The organism is Brevundimonas sp. FV2ps16 (assembly GCF_058681075.1).
Window position 1 is genome coordinate 1,750,975 of the sequence record NZ_CM178728.1, and the last position, 22,499, is coordinate 1,773,473.

Below are 22,499 nucleotides of genomic sequence, written 5' to 3' on the forward strand. Positions count from 1 at the left end.
GGGACGGCTCCGATCAGCGGTTGGAACGCGAGAAGAAGACGCGACGCGCATTGGCGGAATAGATCTTGTCGATCACCGACCGGGGCAGGGCGAGCCCCTTCGCTTCGGCGTCGATGTCATCGACACGCTGGCTGTTCCCCGTGGCCAGATAGGTCCAGTCCGATGACCAGACGTCGTGGGCTGACTGCCTGAAGGCCTGGACGTCCTCGCCCGGATTGAGGGTCAGGTCGGTGCCGTAGAGGATGCGGTCCTGGTACGTGATGAAGAAGTCCCGCACCTTCCGGTGGTCCCGCACGGACTGGTATTGGATCTGGGCCATGCGGGCCGCCAGTTCGATGACGGCGTTCGGATGAGCGTCGAGAAACTTCGCCGCCTCGTCGACGCTCCACTCCAGGCTGGCCATGTGGGCGCCGACGACCTGCAGGTTCGGGTTGCGCGCCGCCATGGCGTCGCGCCTGGCCATCAGAGCCTGATAGCTCGGCATCTCGGGGTGAAGATACATGTGATATTCGGGGTGGGCCGAGAAGTAGAGCCGGTCGTTCCGGGTCGTCATCTGCTCGATCGGCAGCCAGCAATTATAGGGTTCGCCCTGGTGCGCGATCAGCGGCACGTGGGTCGCGGCGAGATGGCTGAAGACCGGATCGAAGCCGGCGTCGTCGATGAAGATCAGACGCCCCGCGGCGTCCCGCTCGACCATGCCGATATTCTTCCACACCTTCACGGCCACGGCGCCCCGGCGGACTTCGGCGTCGATCACGGCCTTGGTGCGGTCCGCCCAGCCGGCCTGGCCGAACCCCTGCATCGAGAAGGTGGCGGCGTAGTGGAAGCGATCGGGGTTCGCCTCGGCATAGTGGTGCGCGACCTCGGCCTGATCGCTGATCGAGGGGAAGGCCGGGTAGTCGACATTGATCGACAGGATCTCGAAATTGTCGGCCGCCGCCTGGTCCAGGAAGGCGTCGTCTGCGGTGTTGACGTGCACATGGGCGTCGATCTTGCGCACCGTGGCGAAGTCGGCGGCCTCATAGGTCTTTCCGGCCTCAAGGGTGGTGCAGGCGGACAGGGCGCTAACGACGAGCGGCGCGGCCAAAGCCCACGACAAGCGGATATTGAACTTCATGAAGACCTCCATTCAGCCAGCCGAGGCAAACATAGAAACAAACTCAGACGTTTCGTTGTGCGTCTTTTTGTTTGCCTTTGGAAAGGGGCCTATGCAAGGTTATTTCCAGGATGATCGTCAAAAGAGGGTGCGACGATGATGACGAAACCCCTTCTGCACCGCCGCGGCCTGCTGGCCTTGCTGGGTGGAACTGTCTTGGCCGCCGGAGCGATCGGGCCGCGCCGCGCCTGGGCGGGGCCGGTGGTGGCGCGCGCGGGCGATCAGGTCCTGACGGTCGAATTCGACTCGGCCCTGAATAGCCGGCTGATCTCCAGCCTCGCCGGGCGGCCCTCTGTCCTGACCGAATTCGGCGCTTCCGAAACGGTGACGCTTCAGGACGACCGGATCATCGACAGTTTCCCATTCGTCGATCAAACTCAGGTCCCGGTCAGCGATGTCCACGGCGCGGGCGTGCGGCACACGGTGCGCGGCGTGTCTTCCGAAGGTCTGGAAAAGAGCGTCAGCCTGACCTTCTATGATCGCTATCCAGGCTTTCCCTTGGTGAAGGTCGTTTGGCGGCCCACGCGCGGCGAACCGGTCGCCATCAAGAGCTATCGTCTTGGGGCGCATATTCTGAAGTCGTCCGGCGCGGGCTTCTGGTCCTGGTCCGGTTCGACCCATGCCGACCGCCGCGACTGGGTTCAGCCGGTGGGCGACGGCTTCGAGCAAGCCAATTTCATGGGCATGAATGCTTCCGATTACGGATCGGGCACGCCCGTCGCCGACGTCTGGCGGCCTGACGCGGGCGTCGCCGTCGGCCACATCGAGCTGACGCCGAAACTGATCTCTCTGCCGATCATCGCCTCATCCGCCGGGGCCTCCGTGGCCCTGGAAGAGGCGCGGGCCGTGACGTTGAAGCCGGGCGATGCGTTGAGCTCGCTCGACGCCTTTGTCGCCGTTCACCAGCGCGACTATTATGCGACGCTCGACGCCTATCGCCGTGTAATGGCGGATCGGGGCCTGGCGGCGCCGAAGGCTCCGGACGGATCTTATGAAGCCGTCTGGTGCGCCTGGGGCTACGACCGCGATTTCACCATCGCCGAGATCGAAGGCGCCTATGCCAAGGTCAAGGACCTGGGCTTCAAATGGGCGGTGCTGGACGACGGCTGGCAGACCAACGAGGGCGACTGGGCGCTGGATCCGCGCAAATTCCGCAGCGACGCGGACATGATCGCCTTTGCCCGCAACATCCGCGCGGCGGGCCTGAAGCCCAAGCTGTGGCTGGCGCCCCTGGCGGTCGATCCGGGGTCGGACCTGCTGCACGACCACACCGACATGCTGCTGCTGGACGAGAACGGCGCGGTTCAGGACGTGACCTGGTGGAACGCCTTCTACCTGTGCCCGGCCTATCAGCCGACCCGCGACTACACCCAGGCGCTGATCCGCAAGATCATCGGCGAGTGGGGCTATGAGGGCCTCAAGCTGGACGGCCAGCACATGAACGGCGTGGCTCCTTGCCACAACCCGGCCCACAATCATGCACGCCCGGAGGAGTCGGTCGAGCAGCTCCAGAACTTCTGGAAGATGGTCTACGACGCGGCTCTGGACGCCAATCCGCAGGCCGTGGTGGAGTTCTGTCCGTGCGGGACGTCCTACGCCTTCCACAATCTGCCTTATACCAACCAGGTTCCGGCGTCCGATCCGCTGTCGTCCTGGCAGGTGCGTCTGAAGGGCAAGTCGCTGAAAGCCTTGATGGGGCGCGACGCTGCCTACGCCGGCGACCATGTCGAGCTGAGCGACGGCGGCGACGACTTCGCCTCGTCCGTCGGCATCGGTGCGGTCATCTCGACGAAGTTCACCTGGCCGAACGAGGGCCGGGGCAAGGACGCCAACTTCCGGCTGACGGCTGAACGCGAGGCGGTGTGGCGCAAGTGGGCGGATGTCTACAACACCAAGATGCTGCCCAAGGGGCAATATCTGGGGGAGCTGTACGACATCGGCTTCGACAAGCCGGAGGCCCACGCCGTCGAGAAGGATGGTAGGCTCTACTACGCCTTCTATGCGCCGGCATGGGACGGGCGGATTGAGCTGCGGGGTCTCGGCGCAGGCGGTTATCGTCTGACGGACTATTTCAACGGCGCGGATCTGGGGACGGTGACCGCGCAGACCGCCCGCATTCCTGCTCGTTTCGAACGCTTCCTGCTGATCGAAGCCACCCCCATTCAAGGCTGACGCCCGTGACCGACCCGACTTCGCCTGCCGCAGCGCCCATGGTCGCGTCTCGACGCTGGCTGGTTTTCGCCCTCATGACCGTGGGGCTGTGGGGGGGGTGGGGCGCATTTGCCAGTGTTTCGGCTCAGCGCGGCTTTCCCGAAACCCTGGTCTATTGCGTCTGGGCCCTCACCATGGTGCTGCCCGCTCTTATCGTGCTGAAGCGCGAGAAATGGCGGCTGGACCGCGATCCTCTGTCGATCCTTTACGGCCTGCTGATCGGCTTGACCGGCGCCGGGGGGCAGATGGTGCTGTTTTACGCCGTGACGACCGGGCCGGCCTATCTGATTTTTCCGATCATCTCCCTGTCGCCATTGGTCACCATCCTGATGTCGCTGGTCCTGCTCAAGGAGCGCACCTCGCGTCTGGGCGCGCTGGGCGTGGTGCTGGCCCTGGTCGCTCTGCCGTTGTTCGACTTCTCCCCCCAGGGCTTCTCCTTCTCCCAGGGCGCGGCCTGGTTCCCGCTGTCGCTGATCATCATGCTTTGCTGGGGCGTGCAGGCCTTCTTCATGAAGCTGGCCAATACGCGGATGAGCGCCGAGAGCATCTTTTTCTACATGATGCTTAGCGGTCTCCTGCTGACGCCGGCGGCGATCGCGATGACGGACTTCTCGAAGCCGATCAATTGGAGCTGGGACGGGCCAGGCCTGGCCGCGGTCATACAGATGCTGAACGCCGTGGGCGCCCTGTTTCTCGTCTACGCCTTCCGGCACGGCAAGGCGATCGTGGTGGCCCCGCTCACCAACGCCGGCGGCCCTCTGGTCACGGCCGTCATCGCCCTGCTGATCGTCGGCGTTATGCCGGGTGACCTGAAGATGGTCGGCCTGGCGCTGGCCTTCATCGCTGCGGCGCTTTTGGCCTCGGCGCCCTAGAGGGTGCACAGAACAAAACTGTTCGTGAGGTTTCGATTTCATTGCTTTGGTTGCGTTTCGTCTCGGTTTCGTTAGAGTCGTCCCGTTACGAAAGGATTTCTCATGAAGGCGATGCTTGACCTCGTGGCCCGGCACAAATCCGGGCAGGCCTGCGGCATCTATTCGGTCTGCTCGGCGCACCCGCTGGTCCTGGAAGCCGCCTGTGTCCATGCGCTCAAGGCGGACGTCGATGTCCTTCTGATCGAGGCGACCTGCAACCAGGTCAATCAGGACGGCGGCTACACCGGGATGACGCCGGACCAGTTCCGTGACTTCGTTCACGCCATAGCCCGCGACGTCGGTTTGCCGGTCGAGCGCCTGGTCCTGGGGGGCGACCACCTGGGGCCCAACCCGTGGACGAGTCTTCCCGCCGAAGAGGCCATGGCCAAGGCGGAGGTGTTGATTGAACACTATGTCGCCGCCGGCTTCCGCAAGATCCATGCGGACTGCTCCATGTCCTGTGCGGACGATCCGACCCCGCTGTCTGAAGACGTGATCGCACGACGCGCCGCGCGTCTGATCAAGATCGCGGAGGGGACGCAACAACGGGTCGGCGGAGAGGCTTGCGTCTATGTCATCGGCACGGAAGTTCCCGTGCCGGGCGGCGCCGCCGAGGATCTGCCCGAGCTGGAGGTGACGACGCCACAGGCGGCGATCGCGACCTTGGAGGCTCATCGGGCCGTCTTCGCCGAAGAGGGTCTGTCGCAGGCGTGGACGCGGGTCATCGCCATCGTCGTCCAGCCCGGCGTCGAATTCGATCATCGCAAGGTCATCGACTACGACCGCGCGAAGGCGGTCCGCCTGCGCAGCGCCCTGGACGACCAGCCGCACGTCGTCTTCGAAGCCCACTCGACCGACTACCAGACCCCCGCTGCGCTGAAGGCCCTGGTCGAGGACCATTTCGCCATTCTCAAGGTCGGCCCCGGCGTGACCTTCGTCCTGCGCGAGGCCCTGTGGGCGCTGGACGCCATCGAGCGTGAATGGGTCGGCGAGGGCCGGGCGTCAGGCTTTCGCTCGATCGCTCTGGAGCGGATGACGGCCGAGCCGCGCAACTGGGCCAAATACTATCACTCCGAGGGCGACGCCCTCCTGTTTGACCTGCAGTACAGCCTGTCGGATCGGATCCGCTATTACTGGCCGGATCCGGCTATTTCCGCCGCCCAGGACCGGATGTTCGCCAACCTTGCCGACAACCCGCCGCCCATGGCGCTGATCAGCCAATATCTGCCGACCGCCAGCGCCGCCCTGCGTGACGCCGGTCTGCCCTCAGATCCGGCAAGTCTGGTGATCGCCCATATTGGCGCGACCCTGGACGCTTATCGGACCGCCTGCACCCCCGAGCCGGAGTTTGCTCATGTCTGACGTCATCCAACTGGGGCTCGAAGAGTCCGAACTGGAACGGCTGGGCGGACTTTGGACCGCCCGTGAGATCGCGCAACAGCCGGCCATGCTGCGCGAGACGCAGAAGCTGCTGATGGCGCGACAGGGCGAGATCGATGGATTCCTTGAGCCGCTTCTGGCGGAGCCCGGGCTTCGGATCATATTGACGGGGGCGGGCACCTCCGCCTTCGCCGGCGAATGTCTGGCGCCCCTGCTGTCGGCGCGCCTTGGCCGGCGGGTCGAGGCCATCGCCACCACCGATCTGGTCTGCGCGCCCCATCTCTATTTCGAGACCGATACGCCGACCCTGCTCGTCTCGTTCGGCCGCTCGGGCAACAGTCCGGAAAGCGTGGCGGCGATCGAGTTGGCGGACCGGTTGGTCAAACGCCTGAGCCACCTGGTCATTACCTGTAACGCGGAGGGCGCGCTGGCGGCCTATGGCGCGGCGCCGAGGGGGCTGACCCTCCAATTGCCCGAAGCGACCCATGATCGCAGCTTTGCGATGACGTCCAGCTTCTCGTGCATGACCTACGCCGCCCTGGCCGTCTTCAGCGGCGTCGCCGTCATGGAACAGCGGGTCGAGGCCATCGCACGCGCCACCCAGGGCGTTATCGCGGACTACACCTCGGTCATGCAGGCGGCGGCGGCTGAAGGCTATCAACGCGTCGTCTATCTCGGCAGCCACATCTTCAAGGGTCTGGCGCGGGAATCGGGGCTGAAGCTTCTTGAGCTCACGAACGGCGCCCTGGTGACGATGTTCGATTCACCGCTGGGGTTCAGGCATGGGCCGAAGACGATCGTCAACAACCGAACCCTGATCTTCGTCTTCTTCTCGAACGACGCCTACACCCGCAGCTACGATATGGACTTGCTTGAAGAGCTGCGTCGCGACAACGACGCCGCTCGGGTTATCGCCATCACCGCGCAAGACGGTGTGGGGCTACAGGCGCGGGACGAAATCAGGGTGGCGGGTCTGGCGACGTCAGACGACGCCGACCTGCTCTTCCCCTATATCGTCGCGCCTCAGATTCTGGCCTTCTTCGAGTCGCTGCGGCTTGGCCTGAGGCCGGACCAGCCCAACACCTCCGGCACGGTCAACCGCGTCGTGCAGGGCGTACGGATTCACGAGTTGGGCTGATGGCCGGGGGCGGGGGGCAAGAGGCGTGAAACAATCGGCCGGCTATTTTTTGGGCGTCGACGGCGGCGGCACAAAGACCGCCTTCGTGCTGATCGACGGCGCGGGGCGGGAGGTCGCCCGACACGAGGGCGGCTCCAGCTACCACGTCGAGATCGGGGTTGAGACACTCCACGTCGTCCTCGGCACGGGCGTCCAATCGGTTCTGAACCAGGCGGGCGCATCGACAGCCGATGTCCGCTTCGCCTTCTTCGGCCTGCCCGCCCACGGCGAGGATTCGAAGATCCAGCCCATGCTGGACGTCATTCCGGAAGCCCTGTTGGGTCATCGCCGCTACGCCTGCGGCAATGACATGATCTGCGGCTGGGCCGGCTCTCTGGCGGGTGAGGATGGCATCAACATCGTCGCCGGCACGGGCTCCATCGGTTACGGCGAGCATCAGGGCCTGTCGGCGCGCGGCGGCGGATGGGGCGAGGTCTTTTCGGATGAGGGGTCGGCGTACTGGATCGCCGTCCAGGGGCTGAAGGCCTTCTCGCGCATGTCGGACGGCCGCCTGCCGCGGGGGCCTCTGCATGATCTTCTGGTGCAGGAATTTGCACTGACGACGGACCTCGACCTCTGCGCCCACATCTATTCCAAGAGCACGCCCCAGCGAGACCGGATCGCGGCGGTGTCGCGACTGATTGCGCGCGCTGCGGTGAACGGAGACCCGGCCGCGAGGCGGATTTTCACGGAGGCCGGCCACGAACTGGCGGAGATCGTGGACGCGATCCGGCGGCGGCTGGCGTATCGGTCGGGCGAACGCGTGAGCCTGTCTTATTCCGGCGGCGTGTTTCAGAGCGGCGACCTGATCCTGGAGCCGTTCAGGCAGAGGCTTTCGGACTGTTCGGCGGACTACCATCTCATTTCGCCGCGCTACAGCCCGGCGATCGGCGCAGCCATCTATGCGGCCCGTCTGGCGGGCGCGCCGCTCGACATGACCGTCAACGCCTGATCGCTGATCTTCCTGCCCGCCTCGGAGCCTCAGGTCACGTGGCCTGGTCGGTAGAAGACGCTGAAATCCGGCTGTTTCTTCGCCCCGTCAGTTAGGGGACGCCTTGCCATGCGCGCCGTGCGACAAGGCCTTGGGCGGCGGCGCAGAGGCGTTCGGGACGTTTCCAGCAGAAAGACAACACGGGGGCGAAAGTTTCGTTACGTATCTATTTGACAGTTTCGCGAAACCGTAGTTCCCTTTTGTAGCGTTTTCTTGGCTGTGAACCGAAGCCTCGGACCAAGCCAAGCGGCGTTCGTCGATCATGCGAGCAAAGGGGATCGCAATGTCACGTCGTCTATCACTTCGAACGGCCGCTCTGGCGGGGGTCGGATTTGCCGCCTTGGTGTCCGTCAACACGGCTCACGCCCAGTCAGCCGCCGCTGACGAGACCGAAACAACGGCTGACCAGGCCCAGTCGGTCGACGAAATCGTCGTCGTCGGGACGCGGGGCAGCATCGCCCGCGCGGTGGGTCTGAAGCGCGAATCCGGCACGGTGCAGGATTCGATCAGCGCCCTGGAACTCGGCATGTTCCCGGACGACAACGTCGCCGATTCCCTGAGCCACATCACGGGGGTGTCGATCTCGCGGACCGCCGGCGGCGAGGGGCAAAGCGTCAGCGTTCGCGGCCTGGGCCCCGAGTACACGCTTTCGACCTTCAACGGCCGCATCCTGGCCACCGACGGCGCCGGGCGAGACTTCGCCTATGACGTGCTGCCTTCCGACGTGATCAGCGGAGCGGACGTCATCAAGGGCGCGGAAGCGGCGAACACCGAAGGCGCCATCGGCGGCCTGATCAACCTGCGCTCGGCCAGCCCCTTCGATCAGCGCGGCCAGCACGGCATCATCCGCGTCGAAGGCGATCGCAATCAGATGTCCGAACTGGACGGGTCCAAGCTGTCGGCCGTCTACAGCAACACCTTCTTCGACGATACCTTCGGGCTGATCCTCGGCGTTGTCACCGAGCGGCGCGACGACCGGACGGACGTCGCCGGCAATGACGGCGGCTGGACCCGCAACCCCGACCCGACTGACGAAAGCTGGCTCTGGGGCAACGCCTGGGGCGGCAATATCGACCCGAACGGCAATGGCGAGCTGGACGTCGAGGAGTACGGGCTCATCGGCCCTGGCCAGTTCCGCGTGGGTTCGATCCTCGAGGAGAAAAAGCGCAACGCCTATACGGCGAAACTGGAATGGCGTCCGAACGACAGCTTCCGCCTGGTCGTAGACGGCCTTTCGACCAAGCTCGACTCGCCGCAGGTCGGCTACCAGCAGTCCTTCTATACCCTGTACGCGCCGGGCCGCTGGTCGAACATGGTGATCAACGACGGCATCGTCACCAGCTTCGACATGGACAATCCCGACCCGGAGCAGCGCCTCAATCCAGAACTGCTGAACCAGACCTCCTACCGCGTCGTCGAGACCCAGCTATATGGCGTGAACGCCCAGTGGGACGTGACCGACAGCCTGACACTCACCGGCGATGTTTATCGCTCGACGTCCAGCCGGAATTCCGGGGGGCAGGACAGCTACGTCGTCCTGCGGATGAACCAGGCCAATACCGCCCATGTCGAGCTGACCGGCGCCTATGTGCCGGACGTCGCCGTCAGCTTCGATGACGGGCGCGATCTGGCCAGCGGGCTGGCCAGCGGCGCGTTCACCGACGCCGATTTCAACACCCACTATTTCTCGCTCGCGGGCGACAATATCGAGGACGAGATCAACGGCGCCGCCTTCAGCGGTCGCTGGACCGCCCACAGGGGTTGGCTCGATAATGTGCAGTTCGGCGCCAACTACACGGATCGTCGGAAGTCGCGCGATCTGGTGAACAACTCGCTGACAGGGGGCGCTGACTATTACTCCGGCGACTATGCGATCAATGTCGGTGATCTCGGCGGCGGCGTGATCTCCAACAGCTTCAACCTGCCGAACTTCATGAGCGAGGTGAACGCGAACTTCCCGCGTACCTTCCTGTCCTTCGATATCGCCAGCTACCAGGCCGCCCTGGCGGCCTATGACGGCAATCCGCGCCCCGGCGGCGGCGACTACAGCTACGCGGCCGCGGCGCCCGTCTGGAACCCGCTTCAGAGCTATCGAGTCAGCGAGGAATCTTGGGCCGGCTTCGTCCAGGCCAACCTGTCGGGCGAGCGCTGGAGCGGTAATATCGGCGTGCGCGTGGTCCAGACCAACACCAGCGCCCAGGCGTGGGATGCGAAAATCCTTGAGATCATCGAGAACGGCGCATTCAACTACACAGCCGTCTATGATGATCCGACGGCCATCACCCAGGACAACGACTACACCTATGTCCTGCCCTCGATAAACCTGAACTACCGCATCACGGAAGATCTGCGTCTGCGCCTGGGCGCGGCCAAGACCATGGCCCGTCCGTCGGTCGAGACCCTCGCGCCGACAAACACCACCGAAAGCGTATCCTGGGGCGAGTTCACCCAGATCTACGGCGGCAACGCGGCCCTGAAGCCGTATTCAGCTGTGCAGTATGATGCGTCGCTGGAATATTATTTCCGCCCGAACTCGATCTTCAACGTCGCGGTGTTCAAGAAGGACATCGAGGACCAGATCACCACCAGCTGGGAGCCGGGCCAGGACATCGGCGTGCCGGGCTATCTGTTCAACGTCCAGCGACCGATCAACGGCGACACGGCCGAGGTGCACGGCGTCGAGGTCGGCCTTCAGCACTTCCTGGACAATGGGTTGGGCGTGCGGGCGCAATACACCCGCAACTGGTCCAAGAGCTATGTCGGGGATCTGGAACGGCCGCTGGAGGGCATCGCGCCGTCGGTCTATTCGCTCGGCCTCTTCTACGAGCGCGGACCGCTGTCGATGAGCGCCTCGGCGGACCACACGGATGGCTTCGTCACCGCGATAAACGTCCTGGGCGAAGGCTACAACGAGGAAGCCGACCCCATCACCTGGGTCACCGCCCACATCTCCTACAAGGTGACGGACAACATCGACATCTCCCTGGAAGGCCAGAACCTTCTGGACGAAGCCAACACCTACTCCATCAATGGCAATCCGCTGCTGCCCCAGGGCTACTATCGCTATGGCGCCTCGTACAAGTTGGGCGTGAGTTACCGGTTCTAGACCTCTGGCGCGATCAGGCCTGCAAACGCCGCGCTATCCACTCGCCTTCAGGGGGAGGGCGCGCAATCAGCGCGGGACTGATCGCGTCGTCGGGCTCGCGTCAATCGCGGATCGCACGGCGGCGACCAAGACGTCCAAATCGATGGGCAAAACGGTCTTCGGTCTCGTCGTCGTACGGCGACACTTTCCTGTGTCGCCGTACGACGACAACTGCATATGTAACCGTACGCTGACATGGTGCTTTGTAATCGAACGCTGACATGAGGCCGCCGTGATCATTCGTTCTCCAACAGAACTGGGCGCTGCCGTAAAAGCGCGTCGAAAAGCTCTCGGCGAAGACCAGGCCGCCCTGGCGAGCCGCGTCGGCGTATCGCGCCAATGGATCAGCGCCCTGGAAAACGGCAAGTCCACTCTGGAGCTAGGCCTTGTCCTGCAGACCTTGACCGGCGCCGCCAGCCCTGCTGGACAGCCTGCCCCGGGCGCAATGGCTGCTGGGTGACAGGGGCTATGACGCCGACTGGTTCAGGGCCGCCTTGCAGGCAAAGGGCATCACTCCCTGCATTCCCGGACGTAAGTCACGCAACGAGCCCATCCGCTACGACAAGCGCCGCTACAAACGGCGCAACCGCATAGAAATCATGTTTGGACGCCTGAAAGACTGGCGACGGGTCGCAACCCGCTACGATCGCTGCCCATCCGTCTTCCTGTCCGCCATAGCCCTCGCCGCAACCGTGCTCTTCTGGCTATGAGTCCTGAGCCTAGATGGCTTGGTGAGTGAATATGCTGAACGCCCAGTTGGTCCCGCGCCGCGGGATACCACCCGAGACGATGTTGAGGACCTCGCCTTCGTCGTCGACGGCCCGCCAAAGGAACAAGCGCTTTCCGCTGATCGAACAGACACTTCGTCGAGACGCCAGCGGGGAGAGGGGGAGGGGAGTGGCTTCTTCAGCCCACGCCGACGCTTTACCATAGCAGCTATCGACAGTTGGTGACGCTACACTTAAAAAGCGCGACTCTATGTCAGGTTTTTTCCGCTCGTCCGTCTATATTGGCAAGGCAGGACGTTGATGGCCAAACTCGCGGACATTCTCAAGAAGGCCAGACGGGCAGTCGTGCGGCAGGGTATCGCCGACCAAGACGCCGATGAGCTCGTGCATGACGCCTATCTGAAGGTGGACGCGTATCAACGCGGCCATGTGGTCAATTCGCGGGAGGCTCTGCTGGTCCGGGCCGCCGTCAACCTGTCAATCGATCGCCAGCGCAGCGCCAGGCGACTGCCGCTGGCCGACGGCGCGGCGCTGTATGAACTGCCGGATGAGGCGCCGGACCCTGCGCGGATCATGGAGGCCCGGGCGCGACTTCGCCAGGTAGTCGCAGGCCTAGAGCGACTACCCCCACGAACGCGACGGGTTCTGCTGAAGCGACGCCTGGAGAATATGAGCTATTCTGAAATTGCGGCGTCGGAGGACATGTCCGTCGCTGCTGTGGAGAAGTTGGTTGCGCGCGCCACCCTTCAGCTAATGAACGGGATGACGCCGCCATGACGCACGCCCTGTGCCGGAAAGAGATCGACGCCCAGGCCGCTGTCTGGCTTGCGGCGCTGAAAGGCGATGCAGGCGACGCCGTCAGCCCAGCGCTGGAGGCGTGGCTCGCTGAGGACGCCGCTCACGCCGAGGCTTTCCAAAGGGCCAGCGAAGTCTGGGCCATTTTGCCCCGCGCTGCGGCTCGCGAGCTGGAGACGAGCCCTTATGCCGCCATTGCCGCGCCTCGGCGTCGCAGTTGGCTTCCCGGCGCGGCGGTGGCGGCATGTCTTGCGGCGATTTTGGCGGTGGCGGTTCTGGCGTGGCCGTTGATTGACGCCGGGGCCTATTCCACGCACGCCGGCGAACAGAGGGTGGCCAGCCTGCAGGACGGCAGCCGCCTGGCTCTGAATACCGACACTCGGGTGGATGTGCGGTTCAACGCGGATCGACGTCGGATTGATCTGGCGCACGGCGAGGCCATGTTCGAGGTGGCGCATGACGCCTCACGCCCCTTTGTTGTCGTAGCTGGTGACACAGAGATTCGGGCCATCGGGACGGTCTTCACGGTGCGCCGGACGCACGACGACGTGGTCGTCACGCTGATCAAGGGGCGGGTGGCTGTGTCGAGCGCCCGGGCTCGGTCGGGCGACGCGGTCAGCCCGGTGGTCACGCTGCTGCCGGGCGAGACGCTGACGGAACCGATGGAGGGAACGGCCCGGGTCGAGCCTGGATCGATTGAGGCGGCGACGGCTTGGCGACGGGGACAGGTCATATTCGACGACACGCCGCTGGGGACGGCTGTCACCGAGCTGAACCGCTATGGCGGGCCTGTGATCGTGGTCGATGACCCACGCGTCGCAGCCTTGCCGGTGTCTGGCGTCTTCGCCACCAACGCCGCTGACTTCGCGGAAGCGATAGCGAGCCTTTACGGTCTGCGCGCCGAGAAAAAGGGTGAAATCGTGCATATTGTCCGCTGAAAGGCGGCTAGTTGAACTTTTTATGTCTCCGTAATGTCGGTTTTGCGGTGTGATGTCGTCTAGGTTAGTGGGGCGTGGATGGGATCGTGCCCCTCACCTGGGGGGCTAAATTGTTTTCACGTTCTTTCGCGTTGGCCGCGGGCGCCAGCATGCTCGTTCTATCGGCGCAGACCGCTCAGGCGCAGGCGTCCTATACGTTCAACCTGCCGGCCCAGCCGCTAGAGACTTCGTTGCGGGCGATCGCCTCGCAGACGGCGACCAATGTCGTCTTTTCGGGCGATCTGGTGCGCGGAAAGTCCGCACCGGCCCTCCAGGGCACGCTTTCGCCCCAAGCCGCCTACGAGGCGGTATTGAAGGGGTCGGGGCTAAGGCTGGGCGTCACCGGCGGCGGTTCGTTCGTGGTCAGCGGTCCGGTCGGCGGCGCCTCGCTGAACCCGGGACAGGGTCAGGCGCACGGCGCCCTGGTCGGTCGGGTATCGGTCGCCCAAGGCGTGCGCGGGTTGGATGGGGCGCTCGTTCGGTTGGTCGAGACGGGCCAGACGACGCGGGTAGACGACTTTGGCTCCTTTCGCTTCGCGTCAGTTCCGGCCGGACTCAAAACAGTCGAAATCTCCTTCTTGGGCTATGAGACCCTGATCGAGACCGTGAACGTGCCGGCCGGCGGCACACAGGAACAGACATTCGCCCTCAGCGAGACAGGTGTCGCCTCCGTCGAGGAGGTGCTGGTCTATGGGTCGCGCAGCGCGCGCGCCAATGCCCTGAACCTTCAACGCACGGCCGAGAACAGCGCCGACGTGATCTCGGCAGACGACCTGGGCAACTTCACCGGCACCACCTTCTCGGAAGCGCTGCGTCGCGCGCCAGGGGTGTCATTCCAGCGGAACTCAGTCACCGGCGACGGAACCAACGTCATCGTGCGGGGGCTGGAGCCGGACATGAATGCGGTCAAGCTGAACGGGATCAATCTGCCGGTCGGCAACGGCCTGGGGCGTTCGGCGGACCTGTCGAACCTGCTGGCCGATTCCGTCAGCCGCATCACGATCAACAAGTCGCTGCTGCCCAGTCAGGACAGTTCGGGCACCGGCGGGCTGATCGAGATCGAGACGATGTCGCCGCTGGATCGGCCACATCGCTATTACAATCTCCTGATTGAAGGCGGTCAAACGCCCAAGGAGTTCAACGCGGATTTTCTGGCGTCCGGTACGGTGGCGGGAAGATTAGGCGATAATTTCGGCCTGAGCGCTTCGGTCCAGTATCGCCGCAAGAACACCCGCTCGATCGCCTATGACGCCGGGAGCAACGGCGGCGCGATGAGCTTCGGACAGTATCTGCCGCTGGATCCGAACGGCGACCCCATTCTGGTGCTGGACGGCGTTGATCCGCTGCTGAACTTCCCCTTCATCGACGGCGAGGACCAGGCCTATCCGCGCGGCGTGGTGACCAACTTCTACCACAACGAGGCTGAGACTCTGGCCGCGACCCTGTCTGCCGAATGGCGGATCGCCAGCCATACGAACCTGAAGTTCGACATCCAGCATTCGCAGGCCAACACCGACTTCTTCTCGCTGTCGGACACGTTTTCGACCGGGGCCGAATATGTGGTCGTGCCGGGGCAGGGGCCGAACGCACAGCTGGTGCTGGACCTGACGCCCGGCAACGCCGCCATTTCCCGCTCGCAGGCCTATGCCTATGACAGGGACGTCGAACAGGTCACCGACACCTATACGGTGAACGGCAAGACGACGCTGGGCGCGTTCGAGTTCAAATATCTGGTCGGCTATGCTCACGGCGCGGAAACCCACCCCGCCAACTTCAGCAGCCAGCTGCGGATGCCGGACACGGACGCCAGCGCGGGCCTGTTCCTGCCCGAAGCGGTGGACCCGGCGACCGGCCTTATCGCAACCGGCTTCGCCCCGCGCAGCGGCAGCGGCGTTCCCCTGCCGTTGCTGAGCGCGGCCGGCTGGGCCGCAGTCAACGACCCGTCCGCCTTCACCATCGACAACGCCAGCGGCCAGATAGACGACAGCCGCGGCAGCAATGATCGCCATACCGCCAGCGGCAGCGCGCGCTGGACAAACGGCAAGGGCTGGCTGAACTATGTCGAGGTCGGGGCCTTCTATGAAGAGACCGAGTTCCGCAGCGATCTGACACGGAGCCAGCTGGGCGGCGGCATTCCGGTTTCGGCCTTGGGCTTCGACTTCGTGCCATCGGACCTGTCGCGGATCGGCCTGTCGGGCGCGGGATTTTCAACCCTGAGCGAGGGGACGCTGCGCGACTTCGTCGAGAACCTCGACAGCCTCGCCGGAGGGCCGTCGGGTTTGACGCTTACGCCGATCGTTCCCCACCCGGATCAGGGGAACGAAAAGACCGAGGAAAGCAACTTCGCCGCCTACCTGCAGACCCGGCTGGACATCGGCAAGCTCGAGGTCGTCGGCGGCGTCCGCTACAACCGCACCAAGCTGGCGGCGACTAACCTGAGCTTCCCAGTCTACATCGGGCCTTTGCTGCCTTCCAGCGGCGGGGGCGTCGGGGTCGATCTGGCCTTTCAGAACGAGTTTACCAAACTGGTCACCGAGGAGACGACGGCTGAGGACATCCTGCCGCGCGTTCTGTTCAACTATCGCTACAACGACGACCTGATCTTCCGCGGGGGCTACTTCCTGTCGGTCGCGCGGCCGTCGATCGGCCAGTTGTCAAACGAAACCCGGATATCGTTCATCAATTTCCCCATCCCGGGACCGGAGGGCGTGAAGCCGATCCTGCAGATCAACAGCGGCAATCCGAACCTGAAGCCGGCGACAACGGACAACTTCGACCTGAGCGCCGAATATTACTCGGGCGTCGGCATTTTCAAGGTGAGCGCATTCTACAAGCGGATCGACAATCTGCTGCAGACGAACGTTACCAACGGACCTGCGGTGCTCAGTTCGGTGACTCTGCCGGATCACCCCTATTTCAATGGTGCGCCCTATTTCGATCCGGCCAATCCGGGATCAGTCTTCATCACCGGCGGCAGTCCGGTCAACAGTGATGAGACGGCGGAGCTGTGGGGCCTAGAGGCTCAGGCCGAGCGGCGGTTTGACTTCCTGCCGGGACTCTGGGGCGGGTTCGGGGTGTTCCTGAACCATACCTGGACCGAGAGCTCGCGCGCCGACCGCTACAATTGGGCATATGATCCGGTCCCGGGCAATGTCTACACCTTCACGGACCTGCCGTTTGTGCAGCAGCCCGAACATTCCGGCACTGCAGCGATCACCTACAACAAGTACGATATCGATGCGACGCTCACCTATGGCTACCAGTCGCGGTCGGTCTCGTCGTTCCAGCCGCGCGGGTTGAGCGTCTACACCGAGGGCGTCCGCACGCTGGACTTCCGGGCGGAATATTACCTGCGCCCCAGCTATGGCAGCTTCCGCGTCTACGTCGAGGCGAACGACCTGCTAAACGGGACCGACGATCCGGACCTGGAGCAGACGTTCGGCGGCGAGAACGGAGCGCCCAAGGTCTATACCCGCGCGACCTACCTGGGCGGGCGAAACCTCAAGATCGGCATGTCGGCGACCTTCTGATCGCCTCTGCCCATGGCCGGCGCCACACAGCGCCGGCCGCTTTACTTGCATGTCAGGATCCAAGATGAAGAAGATGCTCTTGCTGGCGTCGGTCGCAGCCGTTCTCGCCGGCCCGACCCTGAGCCATGCGCGCTCCGAACCAGAGGCGCCGGCGGAGGCTGCAGCCCTGCTTCCCTATGAGCAGTTCACTTTGCCCAACGGTCTGCGGGTGGTGGTGCACGAGGACCACTCAGCGCCCAAGGTCGCTGTGGCCGTCTGGTACGCCGTGGGTTCGATGAACGAGCCCGAGCGCAAGTCCGGATTCGCCCACCTGTTCGAGCACCTGATGTTCAATGGATCCGAACATCGCGACGATGAATACATGCCGCCGCTGCAGGAGATCGGCGTCTCGGCCGTCAATGGCGCGACCTCGCTGGATCAGACCTACTACTACGAAGTGGTGCCGACCGGCGGGCTGGAGCGGGTGCTGTGGCTGGAGTCCGACCGGATGGGCTATCTGCTCGGCGCGGTCACTCAGGCCAAGCTGGATGAGCAACGCGGCGTCGTCCAGAACGAGAAACGCACCTATGAAAACCGCCCGTATGCGATGATGCCCCAGTTGCGGGGCGAAGCGCTTTTCCCCGCCAACCACCCCTACCGCCACACCGTCATCGGCTCGATGGACGATCTGAACGGCGCGTCCCTCGAGGACGTGAAGGCGTGGTTCCGTCGCTATTATGGCGCGTCAAACGCCGTGGTGACCCTGGCCGGCGACGTGACGCTGGAGCAGGCGCGTGAACTGATGACACGCTATTTCGCCAGCGTGCCGCCGGGGCCGCCGGTCGGGCGGATCACCGACTGGACGCCTAAGTTGGACCGGGTGAAGACCGAAATCGTAGCCGACGCTGTGCCCCAGACGGCCGTATCCTGGGCTTGGCCCGTGCCCGGCAGCCGAGCGGACGAGGATCAGGCGCTGCGCATGGCGTCATCGGTGCTGGGGCGTGGGCGACTGTCGCGCCTACATCAGGCGCTGGTGATTGACCAGCCCTTGGCGACCAGCGTGTCGGTCAACTACGAGTCCGCAGCCATTGCAGGCGTCTTCAACATCGAGCTGCGGCTGAAACCCGGCGTTGACCAGGCCGAGGCCGAGGCGGCGCTGCAGGCCGAACTGGATCGCTTTCTTAAGGAAGGGCCGACGGCGCAGGAACTGGAACGCTACAAGATCACCGCGTACGGCGACAATGTACGGTCGCTGGAGTCGCTCTTCGTGCGCGCCATGATGTTGTCGGGCGGCATGATCTTCGACAACAATCCGGGCCAATTCCAGATTGATCAGGAACGGTTCGACGCCCTGCGCGCCGACGAGGTCAAGGCCGTCGCCAATGCCTGGCTGTCGCTACCGAACTACCGCCTGACTGTGGTTCCTCAGGCTCAGTTCGCCGCCGGTTCCGACGGCGCCGACCGCACCCAGCTGCCAGGGATGGGCCCGATGCCGGACCTTGTCCTGCCGCCACTGCGGGAAGGCCGACTGACGAACGGGATGCGCGTCCTCTACTCGCATCGTCAGGGGACGCCGACGGTCGAGTTGGTGATGGCGTTCGACGCCGGCGGCGCTGCGGACCAAGGGCTGAAGGAAGGGCTTCAAGGCTTTACCGTCGGCCTGATGGACGACGGCACCCGGACCATGACCGGCCAGGAGTTCGCCCAGGCGCAGGAGATGCTCGGCGCCAGAATCTACGCCTATAGCGACGTCGACACGACCAGCTTCCATGTCTCGACCCTGACCCGGTCGTTTGACGACACGGTGTCGCTATGGTCGCGCTACATACGCGATCCGGGCTTCCGCCAGGCCGACCTCGAACGCGAGCGTGCGGCGGCCTTGTCGGGGTTGCAACAGGCCCAGGTTGATCCTGACAGCATCGCCAGCAGCGTCTTCAACTATCTGACCTATGGCGCCGGCCACGCCTATGGCGCGCCGCTGGCCGGGCGGGCGGAGACGATCTCATCCTACAGCCGCGAGGATTTGTTCAACTTCCATGACCAGTTCATCCGGCCAGACAATGGGGTGATCTTCGCCGCCGGAGATGCAGATTTCGACACGCTGATGGCGACGCTGGAGAAGACGTTCGGTGATTGGAAGGCGCCGGCCTCAGCCGTCGGCGTCAAGACCCTCGCGCCGGTGGCGGAGCAGGCGATGTCGCGCGTGGTGCTGGTCGACAAGCCGGGCTCAATCCAGTCGGTGATCCGGGTGGGGCAGATCATGCCGGACGGGCTGGACGCCAGGAACTTCGACTTCGACCTGCTGAACGGCGTATTGGGAGGCGGGTTCACCGCCCGGCTGAACATGAACCTTCGCGAGGCCAAGGGCTGGACCTATGGCGCCGGAAGCGGCGTCGGCGACGCCCGGGGACCGCAGGCCTTCGCCGTCTCCACCAGCATCCAGACCGATCGAACCGCCGACGCTCTGGCCGAGATCGCGCGTGAGCTGAAGGACATCAGCGTCGAGCGTCCGGTGACGGATAAGGAGTTGGACCTGCTCCGACGCGGCCAGGTTCTGACCCTTGCGGACCGTTTGGAGACCAACAATGCGATGGTCGGCTACATGGCCTATGTGTCGCGGTTCGAGCATCCCTATGATTGGATCACGACCCTGCCCGACCGCTATCAAGCGGCGACGCCGCAGAGCGTGACGGCGGCTGCGACGATGCTGCGGCCTAACGCCATGACCTGGGTCGTCGTCGGCGATTTATCCAAGATCGAGGCGAGCATCCGCGCGCTGAATCTAGGGTCCGTCGAGGTCTGGGACGCGCAAGGGGGGCGACAACGTTGATACGGCTCGGTTCTGGATGTGCTGGCAATCCTCAGGTTGTGGCCGAAGCTAATTTTGCGCCAAGACGCGGCCGATGAAATGTCATCTGGATCGTTCGCGCCTCTACCTGAGACTTAGCGCAGCCATGGTCGCCAGATGTCGATAGGTCTTTGAAGGATTAAACCGATCGGCGGCGGCGTCCTGACGATGCTTGGTTCGCTCATGAGGATGAGGCCTTACCGTCGCGATTTCACGAGCCGCTGGACGTCAGGACAGCACCGAACAACGCAGGCAGGGTCAGCCGTATCGTCCGTCCGGCGGTGACCCTCTCACCTGTCAGGGCGTCGACATAGATCCGATCGCCCAGCGCCTGCGGCAGGTCGAACTGAACCGTCCGCTCCGCCTCCGAATTGTTCAATGCAACCAGGGCGACTCCGTCCTTCAGCGTCCGCGGCGCGACCACTACATGGGGGTCCGCGAGGAGTGGCGCACCCAAATCGCCCAAGGCTAGGATCGGATGCTGGCGGCGAAGCGCTATGAGTTTGCGCATCTCTGCGTACATCGTCATGTCCGGATCGCCGCCGGTGTCCGCCCAAGGGAAGGTGCGGCGGTTATCGGGATCCTCGCCGCCCGTCACCCCGACCTCGTCGCCATAGAAGACGGTCGGGGCGCCCGGCCAGGCGACCTGCATCAGCACCGCCAGGCGATAGCGGCGACGCGCAAGCGCCGTCGCCGCAGGATCGTCGCCCCGATCGCCCAGCAGCCACAGACTGCGTGCGGTGTCGTGGGTGGACAGCAGGTTCATCGACGCGCGCCAGGCCTGGGCGGGATAGAGCTCGCGCATCAGCTCGATGTTGCGATAGGCGCCCGCCACATCGCCGCCGGAGGCGATGGTTAGCGCCGTGTCGCGGAAGATGTAGTTCATTGTCGCGTCGAAGGTGTCGCCCAGGAAGTATTTGGACGAGTCGAACCAGGTTTCGGCGATGGTCACCGCCTCGGAGTTCTTGGCCTTCAGCGCCTTGCGCCATTCCCGCCAGAAGTCGTCGGGCACCCAGGGCGCCACATCCATCCGCCAGCCGGAGGCCCCGCGATCCAGCCACAGGGCCGTCACCGAATCCGGCGCGCCATAGGCGAACGACCGGAAGGACGGCGACGCCTCGTTCAGTTCCGGGAGATCGCGCGCCCCGGTCCAGCCGCTGTAGCGGTCGTCGGGATCGGCCTGCGAGGCGTCCAGACGATACCAGTCGGCGTAGGGACTGTCGGTGCGCACCTCGCCCCCCTCCAGCGCCCCGACGCCCGGATGTTTGGCGAAGCGATCGAAATAGAGGCTGTCGCGGCCGGTGTGGTTGAACGAGACGTCCACCACCACGCGGATGCCGCGCCGGGCGGCCTCGCGCGTCAGTCGCTCGAACTCGGCGTTCGTGCCGAAGGCGGGATCGACGTTGTGATAGTCGCCGGTGTCGTATTTGTGGTTGCTGGCGGCCGTGAAGACCGGCGTCATATATAGCGCCGTGGCCCCCAGGGCGGCGATATGGTCCAGCTCTTCGGTGATCCCGGCCAGGTCGCCGCCGAAGAAATCGTTGCCGCCGCGATTGTCCGAGCCGTCGCCCGAGCCGGGTCGGTATGGCCGCCCGCTCCAGTCGGCGTGCATTTCCACCGACCCGTTCTGGAAGGTGTTGGGCCCCGGCTTTGGATCATTGGAGGGGTCGCCGTTCCGGAAGCGCTCCGGGAAAATATAGTACCACACCGCCTGCTGCGCCCAGGCCGGCACGGCGTAGTCCCGCGACGTCACGGTCAGGCGAAACCGCCGCACCGTCGCCGTATCTTGAGGAGCGTCCGAGGCGACGCCCAGGCCGTTGCCGCCGCGCTCGCGGGTCCAGTAGATCGGCGTGGTGTTGTTCTGATAGACGAAGCGCCGTCCGCCGATCTCGACGTCGAACCAGTAGCCGTAGACGCCCGTCGTTGCGAACACATGCCGGCCCGTCCAGCGGCCGTCTGCGCCACGGATCAGCGGGACGCGTTCCAGTTCGTCATAGGCCAAGACCTCCTGATTGCCCTCGAGACGGCGCCGGTCGATCACCAGGGTCACCCGCTCCGCGTCGGGCGCATCGAGGCCGAACGTCACCTGCCCGCCATCGACGACCGGGCCGAAGGGGGCCTTGTAGGCCACGTCGCGGCTGTCGTGGCGCAGGGATCGGGCGCGCGGATCCGACAGCGGCTCGACCTGGGGCTCGGCCTTCGCCACCGTCAGTACGGGGCGGCCGTCCTCGAACTGAAGCCGGAGCGTGCTCCAGCCGTCGAACCGATAGCGCAGATTGTCCGAACCACCCTGGTCCGGGCGCGCCGTGGGGATGACCGCCCCTTCCGGCTCAGATCCTCTCGGCCCCGCAAAGGTGGAGGCGCCGCTCCAGTCGGCGTCGGCGATCTTGAAATCCTGCGCGCCCTGCAGTTCGGTGGTGACGACATAGGCGTCGCAGTCCCAGCGCATCGAATATTCATCTACGGCGGCCCAGCCGCTCATGGCCCCGCGCAGATACAGCCGCGTGTCGCCGAACGGCGGCGCGTCGCACTGGTCGACCGCCGCGTCAGCCACGCCCGCGTACCCGCCTAACAAGCCGCCGACGATCACGATTGCCGCGGCCGTCGCCCTTCGTCCAGACAGCCTGCGGCCAAGCCGCCCGCCCACGTCGCACCCTGCGCCAAAAGTCCG

The 22,499-nt window shown here is 64.6% G+C and carries 13 protein-coding genes and 1 pseudogene; 12 read left to right on the forward strand and 2 right to left on the reverse strand.

Annotated elements, in window-relative coordinates:
• Positions 1–13 precede the first annotated feature (13 nt).
• On the reverse strand, positions 14–1,117 hold the full coding sequence (locus ACW170_RS08480; protein ID WP_492086303.1) for an amidohydrolase family protein: 1,104 nt from the start codon (positions 1,115–1,117) through the stop codon (positions 14–16).
• A gap of 135 nt (positions 1,118–1,252) precedes the next feature.
• Between ACW170_RS08480 and ACW170_RS08485 the strand changes: the two genes are divergently transcribed.
• The 12 genes and pseudogenes from ACW170_RS08485 to ACW170_RS08540 all read left to right on the forward strand — a co-directional run bounded on the left by ACW170_RS08485 (position 1,253) and on the right by ACW170_RS08540 (position 19,810).
• Positions 1,253–3,328: a glycoside hydrolase family 36 protein gene (locus tag ACW170_RS08485; RefSeq protein ID WP_492086304.1), complete on the forward strand. Its 2,076-nt coding sequence runs from the start codon at positions 1,253–1,255 to the stop codon at positions 3,326–3,328.
• Between the two features lie 5 nt (positions 3,329–3,333).
• A complete protein-coding gene (locus ACW170_RS08490; RefSeq protein WP_492086305.1) occupies positions 3,334–4,239 on the forward strand; it encodes an EamA family transporter in 906 nt (301 codons plus the stop codon).
• A 102-nt stretch (positions 4,240–4,341) separates the two neighbouring features.
• Complete coding sequence (locus ACW170_RS08495; RefSeq protein ID WP_492086306.1) at positions 4,342–5,640, forward strand: D-tagatose-bisphosphate aldolase, class II, non-catalytic subunit; 1,299 nt, start codon at positions 4,342–4,344, stop codon at positions 5,638–5,640.
• The gene (locus ACW170_RS08500; RefSeq protein WP_492086307.1) at positions 5,633–6,796 is read left to right on the forward strand and encodes an SIS domain-containing protein; all 1,164 of its coding nucleotides are present in this window, start codon (positions 5,633–5,635) and stop codon (positions 6,794–6,796) included. Before ACW170_RS08495 ends, ACW170_RS08500 begins: the two co-directional genes overlap by 8 nt.
• A gap of 25 nt (positions 6,797–6,821) precedes the next feature.
• On the forward strand, positions 6,822–7,787 hold the full coding sequence (locus ACW170_RS08505) for an N-acetylglucosamine kinase (RefSeq protein ID WP_492086308.1): 966 nt from the start codon (positions 6,822–6,824) through the stop codon (positions 7,785–7,787).
• Between the two features lie 322 nt (positions 7,788–8,109).
• A complete protein-coding gene (locus ACW170_RS08510) occupies positions 8,110–10,932 on the forward strand; it encodes a TonB-dependent receptor (RefSeq protein WP_492086309.1) in 2,823 nt (940 codons plus the stop codon).
• A 271-nt stretch (positions 10,933–11,203) separates the two neighbouring features.
• Positions 11,204–11,431 carry a helix-turn-helix domain-containing protein gene (locus tag ACW170_RS08515; RefSeq protein ID WP_492086310.1) on the forward strand — a complete coding sequence of 76 codons (228 nt, stop codon included), beginning with the start codon at positions 11,204–11,206 and terminating at the stop codon, positions 11,429–11,431.
• Positions 11,388–11,681 (forward strand): annotated as a pseudogene (locus ACW170_RS08520) (transposase); the annotation flags it as partial. The gene ACW170_RS08515 and the pseudogene ACW170_RS08520, both read left to right, overlap by 44 nt.
• A gap of 318 nt (positions 11,682–11,999) precedes the next feature.
• A complete protein-coding gene (locus tag ACW170_RS08525; RefSeq protein ID WP_492086311.1) occupies positions 12,000–12,476 on the forward strand; it encodes an RNA polymerase sigma factor in 477 nt (158 codons plus the stop codon).
• Entirely contained in the window at positions 12,473–13,432 is a 960-nt protein-coding gene (locus tag ACW170_RS08530) for a FecR family protein (protein WP_492086312.1), read from the forward strand. Before ACW170_RS08525 ends, ACW170_RS08530 begins: the two co-directional genes overlap by 4 nt.
• Before the next feature lie 149 nt (positions 13,433–13,581).
• Complete coding sequence (locus ACW170_RS08535; RefSeq protein WP_492086313.1) at positions 13,582–17,001, forward strand: TonB-dependent receptor; 3,420 nt, start codon at positions 13,582–13,584, stop codon at positions 16,999–17,001.
• Positions 17,002–17,065: 64 nt separating this feature from the next.
• Positions 17,066–19,810, forward strand: coding sequence for a M16 family metallopeptidase (locus ACW170_RS08540; RefSeq protein ID WP_492086314.1), 2,745 nt, complete (start codon positions 17,066–17,068; stop codon positions 19,808–19,810).
• A 229-nt stretch (positions 19,811–20,039) separates the two neighbouring features.
• On the opposite strand, the gene ACW170_RS08545 is transcribed toward ACW170_RS08540, so the two are convergent.
• Positions 20,040–22,382: a glycoside hydrolase family 13 protein gene (locus ACW170_RS08545; RefSeq protein WP_492086315.1), complete on the reverse strand. Its 2,343-nt coding sequence runs from the start codon at positions 22,380–22,382 to the stop codon at positions 20,040–20,042.
• Positions 22,383–22,499: the final 117 nt, after the last annotated feature.

What these genes read in the sequence shown, in the direction of transcription:
- ACW170_RS08480 (WP_492086303.1), bottom strand. Translation starts at nt 1,117, where the DNA reads ATGAAGTTCAATATCCGCTTGTCGTGGGCTTTGGCCGCGCCGCTCGTC.
- ACW170_RS08485 (WP_492086304.1), top strand. Translation starts at nt 1,253, where the DNA reads ATGATGACGAAACCCCTTCTGCACCGCCGCGGCCTGCTGGCCTTGCTG.
- ACW170_RS08495 (WP_492086306.1), top strand. Translation starts at nt 4,342, where the DNA reads ATGAAGGCGATGCTTGACCTCGTGGCCCGGCACAAATCCGGGCAGGCC.
- ACW170_RS08500 (WP_492086307.1), top strand. Translation starts at nt 5,633, where the DNA reads ATGTCTGACGTCATCCAACTGGGGCTCGAAGAGTCCGAACTGGAACGG.
- ACW170_RS08510 (WP_492086309.1), top strand. Translation starts at nt 8,110, where the DNA reads ATGTCACGTCGTCTATCACTTCGAACGGCCGCTCTGGCGGGGGTCGGA.
- ACW170_RS08525 (WP_492086311.1), top strand. Translation starts at nt 12,000, where the DNA reads ATGGCCAAACTCGCGGACATTCTCAAGAAGGCCAGACGGGCAGTCGTG.
- ACW170_RS08530 (WP_492086312.1), top strand. Translation starts at nt 12,473, where the DNA reads ATGACGCACGCCCTGTGCCGGAAAGAGATCGACGCCCAGGCCGCTGTC.
- ACW170_RS08535 (WP_492086313.1), top strand. Translation starts at nt 13,582, where the DNA reads ATGCTCGTTCTATCGGCGCAGACCGCTCAGGCGCAGGCGTCCTATACG.
- ACW170_RS08540 (WP_492086314.1), top strand. Translation starts at nt 17,066, where the DNA reads ATGAAGAAGATGCTCTTGCTGGCGTCGGTCGCAGCCGTTCTCGCCGGC.